The sequence below is a fragment of the Caulobacter segnis genome (assembly GCF_029543125.1).
Lineage (GTDB): Bacteria > Pseudomonadota > Alphaproteobacteria > Caulobacterales > Caulobacteraceae > Caulobacter > Caulobacter segnis_D.
In genome coordinates, this window is record NZ_JARQWW010000003.1 from 297,983 (window position 1) to 319,254 (window position 21,272).

The window sequence follows — 21,272 nt, forward strand, 5'->3', positions numbered from 1 at the left end:
ACGCCGTCCAATCGCGGGCGGACGGATCGTACGACTCAGGCGCATCGTTTGGGTGACTGCGATCCGTAAGGTCGAGCGTGAGCAACGCGCCGGCCAGGAGTTGAAAGCATCATGTCCGAGATCAAGACCCTTCCTGTGCTGCCCCTGCGGGACATCGTGGTGTTCCCGCACATGGTCGTGCCGCTGTTCGTCGGCCGCGACAAATCCGTGCGCGCCCTGGAAGAGGTGATGAAGGGCGACAAGCAGATCCTGCTTCTCACCCAGAAGAATTCCGCCGATGACGATCCGGCCCCGCAGGACATCTTCGAGGTCGGGGTGATCGCCACCGTGCTGCAGCTGCTCAAGCTTCCGGACGGCACCGTCAAGGTGCTGGTCGAGGGCAAGGGCCGCGCCGGCGTGGCCAAGTTCACCGACAACCCGGAATACTACGAAGCCGACGTGGCCGAATTGTCCGAGGACGGCGGTGAGAGCCGTGAGGCCGAAGCCCTGTCGCGGGCCGTGGTCGAGCAGTTCGAAAATTATGTGAAGCTCAACAAGAAGGTTCCGCCGGAAGCCCTGGCCTCGATCCCGCAGATCGCGGAGCCGGGCAAGCTGGCCGACAGCATTGCCGCGCACCTGTCGGTGAAGATCGGCGACAAGCAGAGCCTGCTGGAGATCTTCAATGTCGTGAAGCGCCTGGAGAAGGTCTTCGCCCTCATGGAAGGCGAGATCAGCGTCCTGCAGGTCGAGAAGAAGATCCGCTCGCGCGTGAAGCGCCAGATGGAAAAGACCCAGCGCGAGTACTATCTGAACGAGCAGATGAAGGCGATCCAGCGCGAGCTGGGCGATCAGGACGACGGCCGCGACGAACTCATCGAGCTCGAAAAGCGCATCAAGAAGACCAAGCTGTCCAAAGAAGCGCGGACCAAGGCCGAAGGCGAGCTGAAGAAGCTGCGCAACATGAGTCCGATGTCCGCCGAAAGCACCGTGGTCCGGAACTATCTGGACTGGCTGCTGTCGGTGCCGTGGGGCAAGGCCAAGACCAAGAAGATCGACCTCAACGAGTCCGAGAACATCCTCGACGCCGATCACTATGGCCTGGAGAAGGTCAAGGAACGGATTCTGGAGTACCTGGCCGTGCAGGCCCGGACCAACTCGCTGAAGGGGCCGATCCTCTGCCTCGTCGGTCCTCCCGGCGTGGGCAAGACCTCACTCGGCAAATCGATCGCCAAGGCGACCGGCCGCGAGTTCGTGCGCATGTCGCTGGGCGGCGTGCGCGACGAGAGCGAGATCCGCGGTCACCGCCGCACCTACATCGGCTCGATGCCCGGCAAGGTCATCCAGTCGATGAAGAAGGCCAAGACCACCAACGCCTTCGTCCTGCTCGACGAGATCGACAAGATGGGCAGCGACTGGCGAGGCGACCCGTCCTCGGCTCTGCTCGAGGTGCTGGACCCGGCGCAGAACTCGACCTTCGGCGACCACTATCTGGAGGTCGATTACGACCTGTCGCAGGTGATGTTCGTCACCACGGCCAACAGCCTGAACATGCCCCAGCCGCTGCTGGACCGCATGGAGATCATCCGCATCCCCGGCTACACCGAGGATGAGAAGCTGGAGATCGCCAAGCGTCACGTCCTGCCCAAGCTGGCCAAGGACCATGGGCTGAAGCCGGACGAGTTCATCGTGCCGGACGAGGCGATCCGCGACCTGATCCGCTACTACACCCGCGAAGCCGGCGTTCGCTCGCTTGAGCGTGAGCTGGGCGGTCTGGCCCGCAAGGTCGTCCGCGACCTGGCGCGCGAGAAGGTGGCCTCGATCACCATCGACGACGAGCGTCTGGCCAAGTACGCGGGTGTGAAGAAGTACCGCTATGGCGAGACCGACGCCGAGGATCAGGTGGGCATCGTCACGGGCCTGGCCTGGACCGAGTTCGGTGGCGACATCCTCACCATCGAAGCCGTCAAGATGCCGGGCAAGGGCCGCACCACGGTCACCGGCAACCTGAAGGACGTGATGAAGGAGTCGATCTCCGCGGCTCACTCCTATGTCCGGTCGCGGTCCCTGCGCTTCGGCATCAAGCCGCCGGTGTTCGAGAAGACCGACATCCACGTGCACGTGCCGGAAGGCGCGACGCCCAAGGATGGTCCCTCGGCCGGCGTGGCCATGGCCGTGTCCATGGTCTCGGTGCTGACCGGCGTTCCGATCCGCAAGGACATCGCCATGACCGGCGAGATCACCCTGCGCGGCCGGGTGCTCGCCATCGGCGGCCTTAAGGAGAAGCTGCTCGCGGCTCTGCGCTCCGGCGTGAAGACCGTGCTGATTCCGCAGGAGAACGCCAAGGACCTGGCCGACATCCCCGACAACGTGAAGAACGCGCTGGAGATCATCCCGATTTCGACCGCCGACGAAGCGTTGAAGATCGCCCTGACCGGCCCTCTGACGCCGGTCGAGTGGAACGAGGATGAGGAGCCGATCCGTCCAATCAAGGGCGGCGACGACCTCGACGGTGACGCCGTTCGCGCCCACTAGGGTTAGCGGACATCCTAAATAACAAGGTTATCATTGATAACTTGCGTGGGGCGGGAGATTCCCGCCCCACGTTCGTTTGACGGGCGTTACGCAACCGCCATAATCCCAAGGAAGCGAGCGACGCAGCCAACAATAGCGCCGCCGTTCATTAGGCTGGGAGAACTACATGACCAAGGCGGAACTCGTCACGGCGATCGCCGACAAGGCGGGCATCAACAAGAACCAGGCCAAGGATGCCCTGGAAGCGTTCATCGACTCGGTGACCGGGTCCCTGAAAGCGGGCCAGGACGTGCGTCTGGTGGGCTTCGGCACCTTCAAGGCCGTGGCGCGCGCCGCCGGCACGGCTCGCAACCCGCGCACCGGCGAAACCGTGAATCGCCCGGCGTCCAAGACCGCCCGCTTCCAAGTGGGCGAGGGCCTCAAGGGCGCCCTGAACGGCTGATCCGTTCACAGTGAGATTCGGGAAAAGGCGGGCGCCGGTGGGCCCGCCTTTTTTCTTGGCGCTTCCAACAACGCGAACACCCCGCTAGAACCCCGTCTCCCGGGCGGCTAGCTCAGCGGTAGAGCGTCTCGTTTACACCGAGAGGGTCGGGGGTTCGATCCCCTCGCCGCCCACCACCGCCCCTAGGGGCGGTCCTCCAGCAGATCCCATCGATTGCCGTAGAGGTCCTCGAACACAGCCACCGAACCGTAGGGCTCGCGTCGCGGCGCCTCCAGGAAGCGGACGCCGCGCGCCAGCATGGCCGCATGATCGCGATCGAAGTCGCGGGTTTTCAGGAACAGCAGCACCCTGCCGCCAGCCTGCAGGCCCACGGCCGCGAGCTGTTCCGGGGATGCGGCCTTGGCCAGGAGAATGGCGGTCTCACGCGCCCCGGGAGGCGCGACGCGCAGCCAACGCTTCCCGCCGCCCAGTTCGGTGTCTTCAAGCAGTTCAAAGCCCAGGACACGGGTGTACCAGTCCCGCGCCTCGTCATAGTCGCGGACGACCAGGGTGAGCGCACCGATATGCATGAGGTCTTGAACGCCTAGAGCGGCCCGAGGGGCGGCGGCAGGGTCTGGGCGCAGGCATAGGCCGCGCCCATGACCACGAGTGCTATGGCGGTGAAGCGTAGGCATGCCCAGAAAGCGCTGACCGGCTCGATGACTATCGGCGCGTGCGGATCGATGACCGGCTTGTCCTCGGCTTCGCTCATGGGCGTTCCTCGCGTTTACGGCACGGTTGTGGCCACGCTTGATCACACGGTCAAGCTTTCGCCCTTTGCAACCGATCCGGCCAGGGTCGCGTTTGCTCGCTGATCGTTGCGAGCCTTTCCGGGGAGGCGAAGTCCATCGCGACGGCGAAACGGCCGCTGAGGGCGGCTGGACCCGGAGGAAAGACATGAAGACCCTGACCATTGGCATCGTCGCCGCCCTGACCATGGGTACGGCCTCGGCCACCCTCGCGCAGTACGACGACAGCTATCGCCAGCAGATGCGCGACTATCGCGCTGACCAGGCTGACTACTACGCTCAGAACCGTGATTATGAGGCCCAGCGCCGCGAGTATGACCGCCGTCGCGCCGACTATGAGGCCTCCCGCGCCCGTTACGACCGCCGCTATGGCTACGGCGCCTATGTACGCCGCTATGGCGAGTTCAACTATCCCGCCCCGGCCTATTCGGCGGGTGACTACGGCGCGCCGGTCTCGGCCTACTACCGCGACAATCCCTGTGAACGTCGCGGCAGGACCAATCAGACCGCCGGCGGCGTGATCGGCGCTCTGGCCGGTGCGGCTTTGGGCGGCAGCGTCGCCGCCAGCGGCGCCAAGACCGAAGGCGCGGTGCTGGGCGGCGTGGTCGGCGCCATCGCCGGCGCGGCCATCGGCAATAACGCCGACAAGAACGCCCGCTGCGACAACACCGGCTATTATTTCGACTACAACCAGACCGTTCCGTATCGCGAAACGGCCGAGGACCGCCGCCTGAGCAATCGTCGTTACGACTATGCGTGGTCAGAGCGCAATCGCTGCCGTCTGGCGGCGGCTCCCGCTGACTGGGGCGGCCGCACGGAGTACCGCTACGTTCGTGTTTGCCCTGACGCCCAAGGGCGCTATCGTATCACCGGCTAAGCTTGAATACCGCGCTCGGGAACTTCACCGTTCCCGAGCGTCTTATCGCTAAGGTGGGCCGCGTGGGGCGGCGTGAGGCGAGGGCGTCGGCTTGAGTGTTACGGGGTTTGGTCCTTTCGCGCTCGATTCTTCCGCGCAGTTGGCGGAACGCAACGCATTTGATTCTGACGGCCGTGTCCGGCTGGTCGACACCACCATGTTGTATGCGCCCCGCAGCGGCGGGGTGAAACGCTACCTCACCAACAAGCGCGAATGGTTCGCCGCCCATCGCCCGGATGTGCGGCACACCTTGGTCGTGCCGGGGCCTCGTCACGCCCATGACGGCGATGGGGAGGTGTCCATCTATGCCGCGCCCCTTCCGTTCGGGGACGGCTATCGCTGGCCGATCGGCAAACGCAGCTGGATGGAGCGGCTGATCCGCCAGCGTCCCGACATCATCGAGGCCGGCGACGTCTATACGCCGGGCCTGGCCGCTTTGAAGGCGGGCGAGGAGCTCGGGATTCCTGTCGTCGGCTTCTGCCATACTGATCTTGCGGCCTTGGCCGCCCTGCACATCGGCGAATGGGCTGAAAAGCCGGTTCAGCGCCGCTGGGCCGCCATCTATCGCCAGTTCGCCAAGGTCGTGGCGCCGAGCCGCTATATCGCCGGGCGGTTGGTTGAGGCTGGCGTCGAGGACGCCATCGCGCTGCCGCTTGGCGTGGATGTGGCCTCCTTCAGCCCGCAGCGCGCCGATCGTGAGGCTTTGCGCCGCGAACTCGGACTTTCCAGTGATACGCGCTTGCTGGTCTTCGCTGGCCGTCCGGCGCGCGAGAAGCGCCTGGAGGTTCTGGTCGAAGCGGTGGAGAAGCTCGGCGATCCCTATCGCCTGTTGCTGGTGGGGGCGGGGGCAGGGGCCCCGACGTCCGACTACATCATTCCCATGGGTTATCAGAAGTCTCCGGTCGAGCTGGCGCGGGTGCTGGCCTCTTGTGACGCCTTCGTTCACGCCAATGATGCGGAGCCGTTCGGTCTCATTGTGCTTGAAGCCATGGCCTGCGGGCTGCCGGTCGTCGGCGTCAACGCCGGCGGCGTGGCCGAATCCGTCGATTCGGAAGTCGGCGAGCTGGCCGTCGCATCGGAAGGCGCGGCTATGGCTGAAGCGATCGCCGCGCTGTTCGAGCGCGATGTGCAGGCCGTCGGCGCCGCAGCGCGGGCGCGGGCGGTGGCCCGTCACGCCTGGACGACTGTCTTCGAACAGCTTTCCAGCGTTTATGGCCGCCTGACGGATCGCTCGGCCTTCGGTCAGGCGACGATGCTGAGCGCCTAGAGCGCGACCTTAAGAACTCGAAAGCTGCGGTACGGACCTAAAGGTAGCCATCGGAGCTCCTGGAACGGGCTTTCATGGATCGCCGGCTTCTGCTTCTTGTCATCATCGGCTTTTGCGTGCCTGCTCACTCACTGGCTGAGAACTGGCGCTGGACGGGACGTTTCCTGGCGGCCAGCTAGATCGTGAACGCTAAAGGCGTAGGCCTGACGGATCGTGATCCTGGCGTGCTGCTGCGAGTAGAGCGGCGGGGCGCCAGCGCCTATGTCGGCGGGCTGATGATGACGGAGAACGGCTGGGACGATCGTGAGATCGAGGCCGAGATTCTCGCGGGGATCACGCGCTCGGCCGGGGCCTACGGGATCGATGCTTCCGCCTACTATAAATACAGCACGGGCATGTCGGCGGGGCGGGACCGCGACATGTTCGCGTATCGCCTTGATCTTACGCGTCGTGAGGGGCGGGCTTCGGGGCGCTTGCGGCTGGACTACACGCCTGACGTACAAGGCCGCCCAGACGCGGCCTTGTGGGTAGAGGGGCAGGGCGGCTGGCGTGTTTCACCTCGCGCCACGGTGTCCAGCGCGTTTGGCCGTCGCACGCTGGCCGGCGGACGTGACTTCAATTCCTGGAACCTGGGCGTCAACTGGCGGCTTGCGTCGACCATGACGGTCGACCTGCGTTGGTACGACACAGACGCTAGCGGCCTGGGGCGGAATCACCAGGCCAGGCCGGTGGCGGCCCTGATCGCCAGCTTCTAGAACCGCGGCGCGTTCGGCCCGTGGATGCACATCCAGTTCTGAACGATCGGACCGGCTTCGCTCACCGCGGTGCGGCGCATCTGGCCGTCATAGCGATTCACGACAATCTCGCCCGGCTGGAACGAGCTGCCGGGCGCTACGGTGAGTCGATATTCGTAGGGGCTGGTGGCCAGTCCGCCCGTCGGGCCGCCAGGAACGTTCGCAACGGTGAATCGGCTGGCGCCTGGATCGAGGAGCAGGACCAGGGGCGGGTCGCCTTCCTGCATCACGCATTCCAGCTTGAACTTGGGCGGAGCGGGAGCCGCGGCCTTTTCGGCCGGCTTCTTTTCACAGGCCGCCAGCAGGGCGACGGGGAGAATGAGTGCGATGGCGTAGTTGCGCATGTTCGTCCGCGGGTCTGGTCCGCGACGAATGGTCACGGTTCAGTTCGCTAAACGAGCTTTGCGGTGAGGGGTTGCCGATCAACGGCTAGGCACCTGAAAGAAAGTGGCGCGAATGACGGGGCTCGAACCCGCGACCTCCGGCGTGACAGGCCGGCGCTCTAACCAACTGAGCTACATCCGCATTCTTTGTCCGCCGGGGCGGGAAGTGCGTCCCGCCGTGCGGCGAGGGGCGCTGTGTAGGTCTGGTCCCTTTTCGTGTCAACAGCACTTTCGAAGCTTCTGTGGGTAATTTCAGAAAACCCCGCCAGAAGGCCTTTGCGGCCAAGGATCGAGAGTATGCGAACCTTGCGTAAGGTGCGACTTTTTAAGAAGCGTTCGCAAGTGCGGCAATGCGCTTGGAACCCTGCGCGCAGGGGGCTAAAAGGCCCCGATTCCAGTAGGGCCTCCCATGAACGCCTTTCTTCTCCAGTACCTGCCGATTGTGATCTTTTTAGGGATCGCTCTCGTGCTGGGTGTCGGTTTCATCGTCGCTGCGGCGCTTCTCGCCCCGAAGTCTCCGGACCCTGAAAAGCTCTCCGCGTACGAGTGCGGCTTCAACGCCTTCGACGACGCGCGAATGAAGTTCGACGTCCGATTCTATCTGGTCTCGATCCTCTTCATCATCTTCGACCTGGAAGTGGCCTTCCTCTTCCCGTGGGCGGTCTCGCTCATGAAACTGGAACGTCCTGAGATGATCTTCGCCTTCTGGTCGATGATGACCTTCCTGGGCGTGCTGACGGTCGGCTTCATCTACGAATGGAAGAAGGGAGCCCTGGAATGGGAGTGATCCTGAACGCCGACGGCTCGCCGATGAACGGCTCTAGCCCGCTGGTTCCCGCCCTGTCCGCCGGCCGCACCTCGGTCGAAGGCTATGACCCGAAGATCCACGATCCGTTCTTCGACGGGCTGTCGGACCAACTGGCCGACAAGGGCTTCGTGACGGCGGCGCTGGACGACGTGGTCACCTGGGCGCGCACCGGTTCGCTGATGTGGATGACCTTCGGCCTGGCGTGCTGCGCCGTCGAGATGATCCAGATGTCGATGCCGCGCTATGACGTGGAGCGCTACGGCGCCGCGCCGCGCGGTTCGCCCCGTCAGTCGGACCTGATGATCGTCGCCGGCACCCTGTGCAACAAGATGGCTCCGGCCCTGCGCAAGGTCTACGACCAGATGCCGGACCCGCGCTACGTGATCAGCATGGGCTCGTGCGCCAACGGCGGCGGTTACTATTATTACAGCTACAGCGTCGTGCGCGGCTGTGACCGGATCGTTCCGGTCGACGTGTACGTGCCGGGCTGCCCGCCGACCGCCGAGAGTCTGCTGTACGGCATCCTGCAGCTGCAGAAGAAAATCCGCCGCACGGGGACGATCGAGCGATGAGCGATCTGAACGCCCTCGGCGAATCCATCATCGCCAACAGCGCCGGCGCTTTGACGTCCTTCAGCATCGCCTATGGCGAGCTGACCGTGGCCGGTCCGGCCAACCGGATCGTCGAGGCCCTTACCTTCCTGCGCGACCATCCGGACTGCCAGTTCCAGCAACTGATGGAGCTGACCGCTGTCGACTGGCCGCAGCGCGCCCAGCGCTTCGACGTGGTCTATCACCTGCTGTCGCTGACCAAGAACCATCGCATCCGCGTGAAGGTGGCCACCGACGAGGACACCCCGGTTCCGACCGTCACCGGCGTCTACACCGCCGCCGACTGGTACGAGCGCGAGGCGTTCGACATGTACGGCGTGTTCTTCGAAGGACACCCGGACCTGCGCCGCATGCTGACCGACTACGGCTTCCATGGTCATCCGCTGCGCAAGGACTTCCCGATGACCGGGTACATGGAGCTGCGTTACGACGACGAGCTGAAGCGCGTGGTCTATGAGCCGGTGAAGATCACCGAATTCCGCAACTGGGACTTCCTGTCTCCGTGGGAGGGCGCGCAGTACGCCCTGCCGGGCGACGAGAAGGCCGAAAAGCAGGCGGGGGACCGCTGATGGCGACCGAGATCGTCGAAGCCGCCATCGCCGCAGGCGAAGGCACGCCGGAAACCCCGGTTCGCAAGTTCACCATCAACTTCGGCCCGCAGCACCCGGCGGCGCACGGCGTGCTGCGCCTGGTGCTTGAGCTGGACGGCGAGGTCGTGGAGCGGGTCGATCCGCACATCGGCCTGCTGCACCGCGGCACCGAGAAGCTGATGGAGGCCCGCACCTACCTCCAGAACATCCCGTACATGGACCGCCTCGACTACGTGGCGCCCATGAATCAGGAACATGCGTTCTGTCTGGCGATTGAGAAGCTGCTGGACGTGAACGTGCCGATCCGCGGCTCCCTGATCCGGGTCTTGTACTCGGAAATCGGCCGGATCCTGAACCACCTGCTGAACGTCACGACCCAGGCCATGGACGTCGGCGCGCTCACCCCGCCGCTGTGGGGCTTCGAAGAGCGCGAAAAGCTGATGGTGTTCTACGAGCGTGCTTCGGGCGCCCGTCTGCACGCCAACTACTTCCGTCCCGGCGGCGTGCGGCAGGACCTGAGCGACAGCCTGATCGACGACATCGAGGCGTGGGCCAAGGCCTTCCCCGAGAAGATTGACGACATCGACGCCCTGATCACCCCGAACCGCATCTTCAAGCAGCGCAACGTCGACATCGGCGTGGTCAGCAAGCAGGAAGCCATGGATTCGGGCTTCTCGGGCGTGATGGTGCGCGGCTCGAACATCCCGTGGGATCTGCGCCGCAACCAGCCGTACGAGTGCTACGACGACTTCGACTTCGACATCCCGCTGGGCGTGAATGGCGACTGCTACGACCGCTACCTGTGCCGGATGCAGGAGATGCGGGAGTCGCTGAAGATCATCCTTCAGTGCACCGACCGCCTGCGCAAGACGCCGGGCCCGGTGCTGACCGAGGACAACAAGATCGCGCCGCCGCGCCGCGGCGACATGAAGCGGTCGATGGAAAGCCTGATCCACCACTTCAAGCTTTTCACCGAGGGCTTCCGCACGCCGGAAGGCGAGGTCTACGCCGCCGTCGAAGCCCCCAAGGGCGAGTTCGGCATCTACCTCGTCAGCGACGGCACCAATAAACCCTACAAGTGCAAGATCCGCGCGCCGGGCTTTGCGCACCTTCAAGCCATGGACTGGATGAACCGGGGTCACATGCTGGCGGACGTGTCCGCCATCCTGGGCTCGCTGGACATCGTGTTCGGGGAAGTCGACCGATGAGCGTCCGTCGCCTCGCAAAAGAACAGCCCGCCAGCTTCGCGTTCAGCGCGGACACGAAGGCCAAGGCCGACTGGTGGATCGCCAAGTACCCGGAAGTCCGTCGCCAGTCGGCGGTGATCCCGATCCTGTGGCTCGTGCAGAAGCAGGAAGGCTGGGTCTCCGAGCCCGCCATCCGCGCCATCGCCGAACTGCTCAGCATGCCGGTGATCCGCGTGCTGGAGGTCGCCACCTTCTACACCATGTTCCAGCTGGAGCCGGTGGGTAAGGTCGCCTTCGTGCAGCTTTGCGGCACGACGCCCTGCATGCTGCGCGGCGCCAACGACCTGAAGCAGGTCCTGCGCGACCGGATCGGCGAGCCGCATCATTGCTCCGCCGACGGCAAGTTCTCGTGGGAAGAGGTTGAGTGCCTCGGCGCCTGCTCGAACGCGCCCATGGCCGCGATCAATGACTACTACTACGAAGACCTGACGCCGGAGACCCTGGCCACGATTCTCGACGACTTCGCCGCGGGCAAGAAGCCGAAGCCGGGCTCCTATGTGGGCCGTGGCGCGTCCGAGCCGCACGATGCGATCAAGACCCTGACCGATCCGAAGCTGTACGACGGCTCGGCGGCCAAGAAGATCAAGATCCCGAACCTGCCCGAGAAGCCGAAGAAGGCGCCGAAGGCGAAGACCGAAGCCTGATGAACCCAGCCGCCCAGAAAAAGCGTCTGATCCTGATGGTCGCCATCAACCTGGCCTGCTTCATCGCGGCCGGGGCAGCGATCGTGGGTCACGTTTCGATGGGCGTGGGCTGGCTTCTGCCGGTGTTCGTGATCTGCATCCTGGGCGGCGTCGCGGCTCAGGTCTGGTTCCTGGTGGGCTGGGCCAAGTCCAGCCGTCCGCCGGCGGGAGGCGTGCAATGAGCGACGCCGACCTCGTGCAACGCCAGACCGACTACGTGCAGACCCTGCGCACCATGGGCAAGCGCGAGCGCACCCTGGGCCTGGTGGCCAGCCTGATCGGCGTCCTGATGCTGATGTGGGCGACTTATCGAGGGGAGGGGGCTCGCTCCCTTCTTGGGTTCTCCGGCGTGGGCGTGGTCGCCCTGGGCTGGGTCCTGTTTGTTTCCGTCGTGGTTCGTCGGGCGCGTTTCGTCCGTTCGAACCCCTTTCCGCAAAGCTGAGACATGGTCGGCATCCTCGAAGACAAGGACCGCATCTTCACCAACCTCTACGGCCTGCATGACTGGGGCCTCGAGGGCGCGAAGACGCGCGGCTGCTGGAACGGCGTCAAGGACATCCTGGACGCCGGCCGCGACTGGATCATCGACAACATGAAGGCCTCGGGCCTGCGCGGCCGCGGCGGCGCAGGCTTCTCGACCGGCCTGAAGTGGTCCTTCATGCCGAAGGAGCTGAAGGAAGGCCGTCCGCACTACCTGGTGGTGAACGCGGACGAGTCCGAGCCGGGCACCTGCAAGGACCGGGAGATCATGCGGCATGACCCGCACCTCCTGATCGAAGGCTGCCTGATCGCCAGCTTCGCGATGCAGGCCCACGCCTGCTACATCTACATCCGCGGCGAGTACGTGTTCGAGCGCGAGCGCCTGGAGGCGGCGATCAAGCAGGCCTACGAGGCCAAGCTGGTCGGCAAGAACAACGTCCATGGCTGGGACTTCGACATCTACGTCCACCATGGCGCCGGCGCGTACATCTGCGGCGAAGAAACCGCTCTGCTGGAAAGCCTGGAAGGCAAGAAGGGCCAGCCGCGCCTGAAGCCGCCGTTCCCGGCCGGCGCGGGCCTGTACGGCATGCCGACGACCGTGAACAACGTCGAGAGCATCGCCGTGGCCGGCACGATCCTGCGTCGCGGCGCCGGCTGGTTCTCCAGCTTCGGTCGTCCGAACAACGCGGGGACCAAGCTGTTCTGCGTGTCGGGCCACGTGAACCTGCCCTGCAACGTCGAAGAAGCCATGAGCATCCCCTTCCGTCAGCTGATGGAAGATCACTGCGGCGGCATCCGGGGCGGCTGGGGCAACCTGAAGGCCGTCATCCCGGGCGGTTCGTCCGTGCCGATGATCCCGGCCGAGCAATGCGAAGACCTGCCGATGGACTTCGACGCCCTGCGCGAGCTGCGCTCGGGCCTCGGCACCGCGGCCGTCATCGTCATGGACAAGTCCACCGACCTGGTCCGCGCCATCGCGCGCCTCAGCTACTTCTACAAGCACGAGAGCTGCGGCCAGTGCACGCCGTGCCGCGAAGGCACCGGCTGGATGTGGCGGGTCATGGAGCGCATGGCCACGGGTGAGGCGGAGATGAAGGAGATCGATACGCTCCTCGACGTCACCACCCAGGTCGAAGGCCACACCATCTGCGCCCTGGGCGACGCCGCCGCGTGGCCGATCCAGGGCCTGTTCCGTCACTTCCGTCACGAAGTCGAGGAACGCATCACCTCTTATCGCGCCGGCCGCCCGCACGTGCAGGGCGCCTCGCTGATCGCGGCGGAGTAACGGTATGCCTATCGCTAAGGTCAACGGCGCCGAGGTCGAGTTCGAACCCGGCATGACGGTTCTGCAAGTGGCCGAGCTGGCGGGGGAGGAGATCCCGCGCTTCTGCTACCACGAGCGCCTGTCGATCGCCGGCAACTGCCGCATGTGCTTGGTTGAGGTGAAGCCTGGGCCGCCGAAGCCGCAGGCTTCGTGCGCGCTGCCGGCCGCCGAGGGTCAGGAGATCTTCACCAAGACCCCGATGGTCAAGAAGGCCCGCGAAGGGGTGATGGAGTTCCTGCTCATCAACCACCCGCTGGATTGCCCGATCTGCGATCAGGGCGGCGAGTGCGACCTGCAGGACCAGGCCATGGGCTATGGCCGCGACGACAGCCGCTACGAAGAGAACAAGCGCGCCGTCGAAGAGAAGTACATGGGTCCCCTGATCAAGACGATCATGACCCGCTGCATCCAATGCACCCGCTGCGTGCGCTTCGTGACGGAAGTCGCGGGCTCGCCGGAGATCGGTCTGATCTCGCGCGGCGAAGACGTTGAAATCACGACCTATCTGAACTCGGCGGTGACGTCCGAACTCAGCGCCAACGTCATCGATCTGTGCCCGGTCGGCGCGCTCACCTCCAAGCCCTACGCCTTCGAGGCGCGGCCGTGGGAGCTGAAGAAGACCGAGAGCATCGACGTCATGGACGCCCTGGGCTCGTCGATCCGTGTCGACAGCCGCGGCACCGCCGTGCTGCGCGTGCTGCCGCGCACCAATGACGACGTCAACGAAGAGTGGATCAGCGACAAGACGCGCTACGCCTGCGACGGCCTGCTGCGTCAGCGTCTGGATCGCCCGTACGTCCGCACCAACGGCAAGCTGGCTCCGGCCACCTGGGCCGAGGCGTTCGCCGCCGTCGCCGCCAAGCTGCAGGCGACCGCGCCGGAGCGCGTCGGCGTCATCGCCGGCGACCTGCAGGACGCCGAGTCCATGAAGGCGACGCTGGATCTGTTCCGCGCCCTGGGCGTGAAGAACACCGACAGCCGCCAGGATGGCGTGGCTCTGGGCCAAGGCCCGCGTGAGAGCTGGCTGTTCAACTCCACCCTGGCCGGGATCGAGGACGCCGACGTCGTCCTGATCGTCGGCGCCAATCCGCGCATGGAGGCGCCGGTCCTGAACCAGCGCCTGCGCAAGCGCTGGATCGCTGGCAAGGTCCGCGTGGGCGTGATCGGCGAGCAGGGCGACCTGACCTACACCTACGACTATCTGGGCGCCGGGACGAAGACCCTGGCGGGCCTGGCCAAGTCGAAGTCCGACTTCGTCACCGCCCTGAAGAACGCTGAGCGTCCCGCGATCATCGTGGGGCAGGGCGCCCTGACCGGCGGCCACGGCGCCGCGACGCTGAAGGCGCTGGCCGGTGTGGCCAAGACCTTCAAGGTCGTGCGTGACGGCTGGAACGGCTGGAACGTTCTGCACACCGCCGCCGCCCGCGTGGGCGGTCTGGACATGGGCTTCATCCCGGACGAGGGCGGTCTGTCCACGGGTGAGATGCTGAAGCCGGGCGCGCTGGACGTCCTGTTCCTGCTGGGTGCGGACGAGTGCGAAACCTCGGCCACCGACGCCTTCAAGATCTATCTGGGCACGCACGGCGACGCCGGCGCGCACAAGGCCGACGTGATCCTGCCGGGCGCCGCCTATACCGAGAAGGACGGCCTGTACGTCAACACCGAGGGCCGGGTCCAGATGGGCCGCCGCGCGGTGTTCCCGAAGGGCGAGGCCCGCGAAGACTGGTCGATCCTGCGCGCCCTGTCGGAACGTCTGGGTCAGAAGCTGCCCTATGACAGCCTGGACCAACTGCGCGCCAAGCTGTTCGCTGATCACCCGACTTTCGGCCAGATCGACTACGCGCCGGGTTCGGTCGCCACGTCCTTCGACCTGTCGGGCCTCGGCTCGGACGGTGACGCGGGCGACGTCGCGCTGAAGACGACCCTGCCGAACTTCCACCTGACCAACCCCATCGCGCGCGCCAGCGTGACCATGGCCGAGTGTGCGGCCCTGGTCTCCAACGCCGCCAAGATCGCCGCGGAGTAAGACGTGACGAACTTCTGGACCACTCCCGGCGGTTGGGCGCTCATCACTCTCGGCCAGATCCTGGCCGTGACGGTGTGGCTGCTGCTGTCCATCGCCTTCCTGCTGCTGGCGGACCGCAAGATCTGGGCCGGCGTGCAGATGCGCAAAGGCCCGAATGTGGTGGGCCCGTTCGGCCTGCTGCAATCTTTCGCCGACCTGCTGAAGTTCGTGCTGAAGGAAGTCGTCATTCCCGGCGGCGCCGACAAGGTCGTCTTCCTGCTGGCCCCGGTCATCACCGTGGTTCTGGCCCTGATCGGCTGGGCGGTCATTCCGCTCGCCCCGGGCTGGGTCATCGCCGATCTGAACGTCGGCATCCTGTACCTGCTGGCGATGAGCTCGCTGGGCGTCTACGGCATCATCATGGGCGGCTGGGCTTCGAACTCGAAGTATCCGTTCCTGGGCTCGCTGCGTTCGGCGGCGCAGATGGTGTCCTATGAAGTCTCCATCGGCTTCATCATCATCACCGTGCTGCTGTTCGCCGGCACCATGAACCTGCAGAAGATCGTCGAGTCCCAGGCCGGCTGGTTCTGGAACTGGTACGTCTTCGGCGGCGGCCTCAAGAACCTGCCGATGATCGTCGTCATGTTCCCGATGATGATCATGTTCTTCATCTCGGCCCTGGCCGAGACGAACCGTCCGCCGTTCGACCTTCCGGAAGCGGAATCCGAACTCGTGGCCGGCTATCAGGTCGAGTACAGCTCCACCCCGTACCTGCTGTTCATGCTGGGCGAGTACGCCAACATCGTTCTGATGTGCGCCATGATCAGCATCCTGTTCTTCGGGGGCTGGCAGGCGCCGTTCCCGACGACGTTCATGGAAGGGTGGGCGCCCACCCTGGTGAGCTTCATCGGCTTCGCCTTCTTCTTCCTGAAGACCTGCTTCTGGTTCTTCATGTTCGGGATGGTGAAGGCGATCGTCCCCCGCTACCGCTACGATCAGCTGATGCGTCTGGGCTGGAAGGTGTTCCTTCCGACCTCGCTGGCCGCCGTGATCGCGGTCGCCGCCTGGCGCGTGTTCGGTCCTCAGTGATGAGAGCCGCGCTCGCCCTTCCCATGGCCCTGGCCTGCGTCGCCTGCGCGACCAGCCAGACGCCGGCTTCCTCCTACGGCCTCGGCCGGGGGACGGTCAGCTATGACCGTCTGAAGGAGGAGGGGCAGAAGTGCGTCGCCCTGGGCGGCGTGCTGAAGCCGAGGGACGAGGGCGGAAGCCCGAACATGCTTTCGAACTACTATTGCGACATTCAGAAGCGTAAGTGAGCCGCCAATGATGCAACGTGTCGGACAAGCCCTGAAGGGCGCCGCGCTCCTCGACTTCTGGGGGGCCTTCGGCCTCGCCATGCGCTACATGATGGCGCCGAAGAAGACCGTTCTGTACCCGAACGAGCGCAACCCGCAGTCGCCGCGTTTCCGTGGCGAGCACGCCCTGCGCCGCTATCCCAGTGGTGAAGAGCGCTGCATCGCGTGCAAGCTCTGCGAAGCCATCTGCCCGGCCCAGGCCATCACCATCGAAGCCGAGCCGCGCGCCGACGGCAGCCGCCGCACGACCCGCTACGACATCGACATGGTGAAGTGCATCTACTGCGGCCTGTGCCAGGAGGCCTGCCCGGTGGACGCCATCGTCGAGGGGCCGAATATCGAGTTCGCCGTGGAGACCCGCGAAGAGCTCTACTACGACAAGGAAAAGCTTCTCGACAACGGCGACCGTTGGGAGCGGCTGATCGCGAAGAATCTGGAACTGGACGCGCCCTACCGATAAGAACGGGCGCGATTCCGCTGGCCTTTCGGGACCTCCCGCTGGGCCGATTTGTTTGGAATTAAAGGGGAGCACTGGGGCCTATGGCCTTGCAGGCGATCGCATTCTACCTGTTGGCGACGGTAACCGTCGGCGCGGCCTTGTTGGTCGTGTCGGCGAAGAATCCCGTCCACTCCGTGCTGTTCCTGATCACCGCCTTCTTTTCGGCGGCGGGACTGTTTGTTCTGCTGGGAGCTGAGTTCCTGGCGATGCTGCTTATCGTCGTCTACGTCGGCGCGGTGGCGGTGCTGTTCCTCTTCGTCGTGATGATGCTCGACGTGGACTTCGCGGCCTTGAGACAGGGCTTCGCACAGTACCTGCCCATCGGCGCGCTGATCGCGGGCGTCCTGACGATCGAGATGATCATGGTCGCCGTCTCGGTGGCCACGAAGGGCGCAGCCTCGAAGAACGCCACGCCGCAGACCTTCACGGACGCGGTCAGCAACACCGAGACGATCGGTCGGGTGCTCTACACCGACTACGTCTACTTCTTCCAAGCCTCCGGCCTCGTGCTGCTGGTCGCCATGATCGGGGCCATCGTCCTGACCCTGCGCCACAAGCCGGGCGTGAAGCGCCAGGACATCGCCGCTCAGGTCGCTCGCAACGAGAAGACCGGCATGCGCATCGTCCAGATCAAGTCGGGCTCGGCCCTGGACCAAGAGGGGCTTTCCGAATGATCGGCCTGCCGCACTATCTGACGGTCGCCGCGATCCTGTTCACCATCGGGGTCTTCGGCATCTTCGTGAACCGCAAGAACATCATCGTCATCCTGATGTCGATCGAGCTGATCCTGCTCGCGGTGAACATCAACCTGGTGGCTTTCTCGGCCTTCCTGCATGACGTGACGGGGCAGATCTTCGCCATGTTCGTGCTGACCGTCGCCGCGGCCGAAGCCGCCGTCGGCCTGGCCATCCTCGTCACCTTCTTCCGTAACCGCGGCGACATCGCCGTGGACGACGCGTCCATGATGAAGGGCTGATCGTGCAAACGCTCGTCACCGTTCTTGTCTTCGCCCCTCTGCTGGGCGCGCTGATCGCGGGGCTGTTCGGCCGCCGCATCGGCGACATCGCTTCGCAGACGGTCACCACCGGCCTGCTGTTCCTGGCCTGCGGTCTCTCCTGGTACACGTTCAGCCAATGGACGTGGGGCCACATGGAGGCCTTCACGGTCCAACTGCTGCCCTTCATCAACATCGGCGACTTCCAGTCGGTGTGGTCGATCCGCATCGACGCCCTGTCGGCGACCATGCTGATCGTGGTGACCACGGTCTCGGCCCTCGTTCACCTCTATTCCTGGGGCTACATGGCCGAGGATGACAGCCGTCCGCGCTTCTTCGCGTACCTGTCGCTCTTCACCTTCGCCATGCTGTCGCTGGTCACCGCCGCCGACTTCATGCAGCTGTTCTTCGGCTGGGAAGGCGTGGGCTTGGCGTCCTATCTGCTGATCGGCTTCTGGTTCAAGAAGCCCACCGCCAGCGCTGCCGCCATCAAGGCCTTCGTCGTGAACCGCGTGGGCGACTTCGGTTTCGCCCTGGGCATCATGACCGTCTTCTGGTCGTTCGGAACGATCCAGTTCGCCGAGATCTTCCCGCAGGTCGCCGCCAACGCCGGCCGCACCTGGGCGTTCGCGGGCCACACGTTCCCGCTGATGGATATCGCCTGCTTCCTGCTGTTCATCGGCGCCATGGGCAAGTCGGCGCAGTTCTTCCTGCACACCTGGCTGCCGGACGCCATGGAAGGCCCGACCCCCGTGTCGGCCCTGATTCACGCCGCCACCATGGTGACCGCCGGCGTCTACATGCTGTGCCTGCTGTCGCCGATGTTCGAATACGCGCCGATCGCCAAGAACATCGTCACGGTCATCGGCGCGGTGACGGCCCTGTTCGCGGCCACCGTCGGCCTGACCCAGAACGACATCAAGCGCGTCATCGCCTATTCGACCTGCTCGCAGCTCGGCTACATGTTCTTCGCCGCGGGCGTCGGCGCCTACGAGGCGGCGATGTTCCACCTGTTCACGCACGCCTTCTTCAAGGCGCTGCTGTTCCTGGGCGCGGGTTCGGTGATCCACGGCATGCACCACGAGCAGGACATGCGCCGCTACGGCAACCTGGCGAAGTTCCTGCCCATCACCTACGCCGCCATGACGATCGGCACGATCGCCATCACCGGCCTGGGCCTGCCGAACCTGCATCTGGGCTTCGCCGGCTTCTACTCGAAGGACACGATCATCGAGGCGGCCTTCGCGGCTGGCGCTCATAACCCGATCGCCAACTTCGCTGGCGTCATCGGCCTGATCGTGGCCGGCCTGACCGCCTTCTACTCCTGGCGCCTGGCCTTCTTCACCTTCAACGGGCACGCCCGCTGGGGTCATGACGAGACGCACGCTCACGCGGCGCACGGTCATGACGATCATGCGAGCTCGGCTCAGCACGAGACGCACGACGAGCCGCTGGCCGAGGAAGCTCATCAGCACGACGAACACCACGGCCATGGTCACGACCACAAGCCGCACGAGAGCCCGTGGGTCATGCTGACCCCGCTGGTGATCCTGTCGATCGGCGCCGTCGCCGCCGGCTTCGTGTTCGTCGACTACTTCGTGGGCCACCACGAGGCCGAGTTCTGGCGCGGCGCGATCTTCAGCGCTCCCGACAACCACGTCCTGCACGACGCCCACAATTCGCCCGCCTGGGTGAAGTGGTCGCCGCTGGTCATGTCGGTCGGCGGTCTGCTGGTCGCGGCCTATGTCTACCTGCTGAAGGAAGGGCTGGGCGCGCGCCTGGCCGCCCGCGGCGGGCCGCTCTACACCTTCTTTTACAATAAGTGGTTCTTCGACGAGCTGTACCAGGCGACTTTCGTCCGGGCGGCCAAGTTCCTGGGCGACCTGTTCTGGAAGGGCGGGGACCAGAAGATCATCGACGGGCTGGGCCCGGACGGCGTGTCGGCCGTCTCCTACGCCGTCGGCCGCCGGACCGGAAAGATCCAGACCGGCTACGTCTACCACTACGCCTTCGTGATGCTGCTCGGGGTGGCGGGTCTGCTGACCTACGCCCTCTGGGCCTGGGCGCGCTGAGCAGGAACCGAAGATGACCGGCATTCTCAGCCTTACGACCTTCGCGCCGCTGATCGGCGTCGCGGCCATCCTCGCCCTGCGCCACTTCGGCAAGCCGGGCGAGAAGACGGATACGGCCGCCAAGTGGGTCGCGCTCGCGACCACCCTGGCGACCTTCGCCCTGTCGCTGATCGTGACACTGCGCTTCGACGCCTCGAACCCGGGCTTCCAGTTCGTGGAGGACTTCGCCTGGTTCGCGGGCCTGCATTACCGCATGGGCGTGGACGGCATCTCCGTCCTGTTCGTCCTGCTGACCGCCTTCCTGCTGCCGATCTGCATCGTGGCCAGCTGGAAGTCCGTCGAGAAGCGGGTGATCGAGTACCTGATCGCCTTCCTGGTTCTGGAGACTCTGGTCATCGGCGTGTTCTGCGCCCTGGACCTGATCCTCTTCTACCTGTTCTTCGAAGGCGGTCTGGTCCCGATGTTCCTGATCATCGGCATCTGGGGCGGCAAGCGCCGCATCTACGCGGCCTACAAGTTCTTCCTCTACACGCTGCTCGGCTCGGTGCTGATGCTGGCGGCCATCCTGGCGATGATCGGCATCGCGGGCACGTCCTCGATCCCCGAGCTGATGACCTATCAGTTCGCTCCGTGGCTCCAGACGTGGCTGTGGCTGGCCTTCTTCGCCTCCTTCGCGGTGAAGATGCCTATGTGGCCGGTCCATACCTGGCTGCCTGACGCCCACGTGGAAGCCCCGACGGCGGGCTCGGTCATCCTGGCCGGCATCCTGCTGAAGATGGGCGGCTACGGCTTCATGCGCTTCAGCCTGCCGATGTTCCCGAACGCGAGCGAGCTGTTCACCCCGCTGGTCTTCGCCATGTCGGCGATCGCCGTGGTCTACACCTCGCTGATCGCCTTCCGTCAGACGGACATCAAGAAGCTGATCGCCTACTCGTCGGTGGCCCACATGGGCTTCGTGACCATGGGCATCTTCAGCGGCAACGCCCAGGGCGAGCAGGGCGCGCTCTACCAGATGATCAGCCACGGGGTGATCTCCGGCGCGCTCTTCCTCTGCGTCGGCGTGGTCTATGACCGGATGCACACCCGCGAGATCGCCTTCTACGGCGGTCTGACCCAGCGGATGCCGATCTATGCGGCGATCTTCCTGCTGTTCACCATGGGCAATGTCGGCCTGCCTGGCACCTCGGGCTTCGTCGGCGAAATCCTGACCATGACGGGCGTCTATCAGGCGTCCACCTGGACGGCGATCGTGGCGGCCACCGGCGTCATCTTCTCGGCGGTCTACGCCCTGACGCTGTACCGCCGGGTCATGTTCGGCGAGATCACCAATCCCGAGCTCAAGACGATCACCGATGTGGACTGGCGCGAAATCGTCATCTTCGTTCCGCTGATCATCTCGACCCTGGTGCTGGGCGTCTATCCGGCTCTGATTTTCAACGTCACCGACACGTCCGTGAACGCGTTGGTCAGCGCTTACCGCGCCGCGATCGGCGGGTGAGGGGC

Annotated in this window: 24 protein-coding genes and 2 tRNA genes; 22 read left to right on the forward strand and 4 right to left on the reverse strand. The window is 65.0% G+C overall.

Going from position 1 to position 21,272, the window contains the following annotated elements; all coding sequences use genetic code 11:
* Positions 1–111 precede the first annotated feature (111 nt).
* From lon to P7B02_RS10575, 3 genes are all read left to right on the forward strand, one after another.
* Positions 112–2,511: an endopeptidase La gene (lon, locus tag P7B02_RS10565; protein WP_277786309.1), complete on the forward strand. Its 2,400-nt coding sequence runs from the start codon at positions 112–114 to the stop codon at positions 2,509–2,511.
* Positions 2,512–2,677: 166 nt separating this feature from the next.
* A complete protein-coding gene (locus P7B02_RS10570; protein ID WP_277786310.1) occupies positions 2,678–2,953 on the forward strand; it encodes an HU family DNA-binding protein in 276 nt (91 codons plus the stop codon).
* A 101-nt stretch (positions 2,954–3,054) separates the two neighbouring features.
* A tRNA-Val gene (locus P7B02_RS10575) sits at positions 3,055–3,129 on the forward strand.
* 6 nt (positions 3,130–3,135) lie between these two features.
* On the opposite strand, the gene P7B02_RS10580 is transcribed toward P7B02_RS10575, so the two are convergent.
* Entirely contained in the window at positions 3,136–3,522 is a 387-nt protein-coding gene (locus P7B02_RS10580; RefSeq protein ID WP_277786311.1) for a VOC family protein, read from the reverse strand.
* Positions 3,523–3,536: 14 nt separating this feature from the next.
* Positions 3,537–3,704 (reverse strand): hypothetical protein, encoded by a 168-nt coding sequence (locus tag P7B02_RS10585; RefSeq protein ID WP_277786312.1) that lies wholly within the window; start codon positions 3,702–3,704, stop codon positions 3,537–3,539.
* Positions 3,705–3,889: 185 nt separating this feature from the next.
* Between P7B02_RS10585 and P7B02_RS10590 the strand changes: the two genes are divergently transcribed.
* From P7B02_RS10590 to P7B02_RS10600, 3 genes are all read left to right on the forward strand, one after another.
* Positions 3,890–4,618, forward strand: a complete 729-nt coding sequence (locus P7B02_RS10590; RefSeq protein WP_277786313.1) for a glycine zipper domain-containing protein — start codon at positions 3,890–3,892, stop codon at positions 4,616–4,618.
* 139 nt (positions 4,619–4,757) lie between these two features.
* Entirely contained in the window at positions 4,758–5,924 is a 1,167-nt protein-coding gene (locus tag P7B02_RS10595) for a glycosyltransferase (RefSeq protein WP_431355805.1), read from the forward strand.
* Positions 5,925–6,106: 182 nt separating this feature from the next.
* The gene (locus tag P7B02_RS10600; protein WP_277786314.1) at positions 6,107–6,679 is read left to right on the forward strand and encodes a hypothetical protein; all 573 of its coding nucleotides are present in this window, start codon (positions 6,107–6,109) and stop codon (positions 6,677–6,679) included.
* On the opposite strand, the gene P7B02_RS10605 is transcribed toward P7B02_RS10600, so the two are convergent.
* A complete protein-coding gene (locus P7B02_RS10605) occupies positions 6,676–7,062 on the reverse strand; it encodes a hypothetical protein (RefSeq protein ID WP_277786315.1) in 387 nt (128 codons plus the stop codon). The two genes, P7B02_RS10600 and P7B02_RS10605, sit on opposite strands and share 4 nt — an antisense overlap.
* 104 nt (positions 7,063–7,166) lie before the next feature.
* Positions 7,167–7,243, reverse strand: a tRNA-Asp gene (locus P7B02_RS10610).
* Between the two features lie 267 nt (positions 7,244–7,510).
* Here P7B02_RS10610 and P7B02_RS10615 point away from each other — a divergent pair.
* The 16 genes from P7B02_RS10615 to P7B02_RS10690 all read left to right on the forward strand — a co-directional run bounded on the left by P7B02_RS10615 (position 7,511) and on the right by P7B02_RS10690 (position 21,267).
* On the forward strand, positions 7,511–7,888 hold the full coding sequence (locus P7B02_RS10615) for an NADH-quinone oxidoreductase subunit A (RefSeq protein WP_277786316.1): 378 nt from the start codon (positions 7,511–7,513) through the stop codon (positions 7,886–7,888).
* Entirely contained in the window at positions 7,858–8,481 is a 624-nt protein-coding gene (locus P7B02_RS10620) for a NuoB/complex I 20 kDa subunit family protein (RefSeq protein WP_277786317.1), read from the forward strand. Before P7B02_RS10615 ends, P7B02_RS10620 begins: the two co-directional genes overlap by 31 nt.
* Positions 8,478–9,089: an NADH-quinone oxidoreductase subunit C gene (locus P7B02_RS10625; protein WP_277786318.1), complete on the forward strand. Its 612-nt coding sequence runs from the start codon at positions 8,478–8,480 to the stop codon at positions 9,087–9,089. Before P7B02_RS10620 ends, P7B02_RS10625 begins: the two co-directional genes overlap by 4 nt.
* Positions 9,089–10,318, forward strand: coding sequence for an NADH-quinone oxidoreductase subunit D (locus P7B02_RS10630; RefSeq protein WP_277786319.1), 1,230 nt, complete (start codon positions 9,089–9,091; stop codon positions 10,316–10,318). The genes P7B02_RS10625 and P7B02_RS10630 overlap by 1 nt, the downstream gene beginning before the upstream one ends.
* The gene (gene nuoE, locus P7B02_RS10635) at positions 10,315–11,001 is read left to right on the forward strand and encodes an NADH-quinone oxidoreductase subunit NuoE (protein ID WP_277786320.1); all 687 of its coding nucleotides are present in this window, start codon (positions 10,315–10,317) and stop codon (positions 10,999–11,001) included. Before P7B02_RS10630 ends, nuoE begins: the two co-directional genes overlap by 4 nt.
* The gene (locus P7B02_RS10640; RefSeq protein WP_277786321.1) at positions 11,001–11,222 is read left to right on the forward strand and encodes a hypothetical protein; all 222 of its coding nucleotides are present in this window, start codon (positions 11,001–11,003) and stop codon (positions 11,220–11,222) included. The genes nuoE and P7B02_RS10640 overlap by 1 nt, the downstream gene beginning before the upstream one ends.
* Positions 11,219–11,482, forward strand: a complete 264-nt coding sequence (locus tag P7B02_RS10645) for a hypothetical protein (protein WP_277786322.1) — start codon at positions 11,219–11,221, stop codon at positions 11,480–11,482. Before P7B02_RS10640 ends, P7B02_RS10645 begins: the two co-directional genes overlap by 4 nt.
* Positions 11,483–11,485: 3 nt before the next feature.
* The gene (nuoF, locus tag P7B02_RS10650; RefSeq protein ID WP_277786323.1) at positions 11,486–12,805 is read left to right on the forward strand and encodes an NADH-quinone oxidoreductase subunit NuoF; all 1,320 of its coding nucleotides are present in this window, start codon (positions 11,486–11,488) and stop codon (positions 12,803–12,805) included.
* Between the two features lie 4 nt (positions 12,806–12,809).
* Positions 12,810–14,870 carry an NADH-quinone oxidoreductase subunit NuoG gene (gene nuoG, locus P7B02_RS10655; RefSeq protein ID WP_277786324.1) on the forward strand — a complete coding sequence of 687 codons (2,061 nt, stop codon included), beginning with the start codon at positions 12,810–12,812 and terminating at the stop codon, positions 14,868–14,870.
* Positions 14,871–14,873: 3 nt separating this feature from the next.
* Complete coding sequence (gene nuoH / locus P7B02_RS10660; protein WP_277786325.1) at positions 14,874–15,938, forward strand: NADH-quinone oxidoreductase subunit NuoH; 1,065 nt, start codon at positions 14,874–14,876, stop codon at positions 15,936–15,938.
* The gene (locus tag P7B02_RS10665; protein ID WP_277786326.1) at positions 15,938–16,165 is read left to right on the forward strand and encodes a hypothetical protein; all 228 of its coding nucleotides are present in this window, start codon (positions 15,938–15,940) and stop codon (positions 16,163–16,165) included. Before nuoH ends, P7B02_RS10665 begins: the two co-directional genes overlap by 1 nt.
* Before the next feature lie 7 nt (positions 16,166–16,172).
* A complete protein-coding gene (gene nuoI / locus P7B02_RS10670) occupies positions 16,173–16,664 on the forward strand; it encodes an NADH-quinone oxidoreductase subunit NuoI (protein WP_269713440.1) in 492 nt (163 codons plus the stop codon).
* A gap of 80 nt (positions 16,665–16,744) precedes the next feature.
* On the forward strand, positions 16,745–17,377 hold the full coding sequence (locus P7B02_RS10675) for an NADH-quinone oxidoreductase subunit J (RefSeq protein ID WP_277786327.1): 633 nt from the start codon (positions 16,745–16,747) through the stop codon (positions 17,375–17,377).
* On the forward strand, positions 17,374–17,679 hold the full coding sequence (gene nuoK / locus P7B02_RS10680) for an NADH-quinone oxidoreductase subunit NuoK (protein WP_277786328.1): 306 nt from the start codon (positions 17,374–17,376) through the stop codon (positions 17,677–17,679). The genes P7B02_RS10675 and nuoK overlap by 4 nt, the downstream gene beginning before the upstream one ends.
* 2 nt (positions 17,680–17,681) lie before the next feature.
* Positions 17,682–19,769 (forward strand): NADH-quinone oxidoreductase subunit L, encoded by a 2,088-nt coding sequence (nuoL, locus tag P7B02_RS10685; protein WP_277786329.1) that lies wholly within the window; start codon positions 17,682–17,684, stop codon positions 19,767–19,769.
* Positions 19,770–19,782: 13 nt separating this feature from the next.
* Positions 19,783–21,267, forward strand: coding sequence for an NADH-quinone oxidoreductase subunit M (locus tag P7B02_RS10690; RefSeq protein ID WP_277786330.1), 1,485 nt, complete (start codon positions 19,783–19,785; stop codon positions 21,265–21,267).
* Positions 21,268–21,272: the final 5 nt, after the last annotated feature.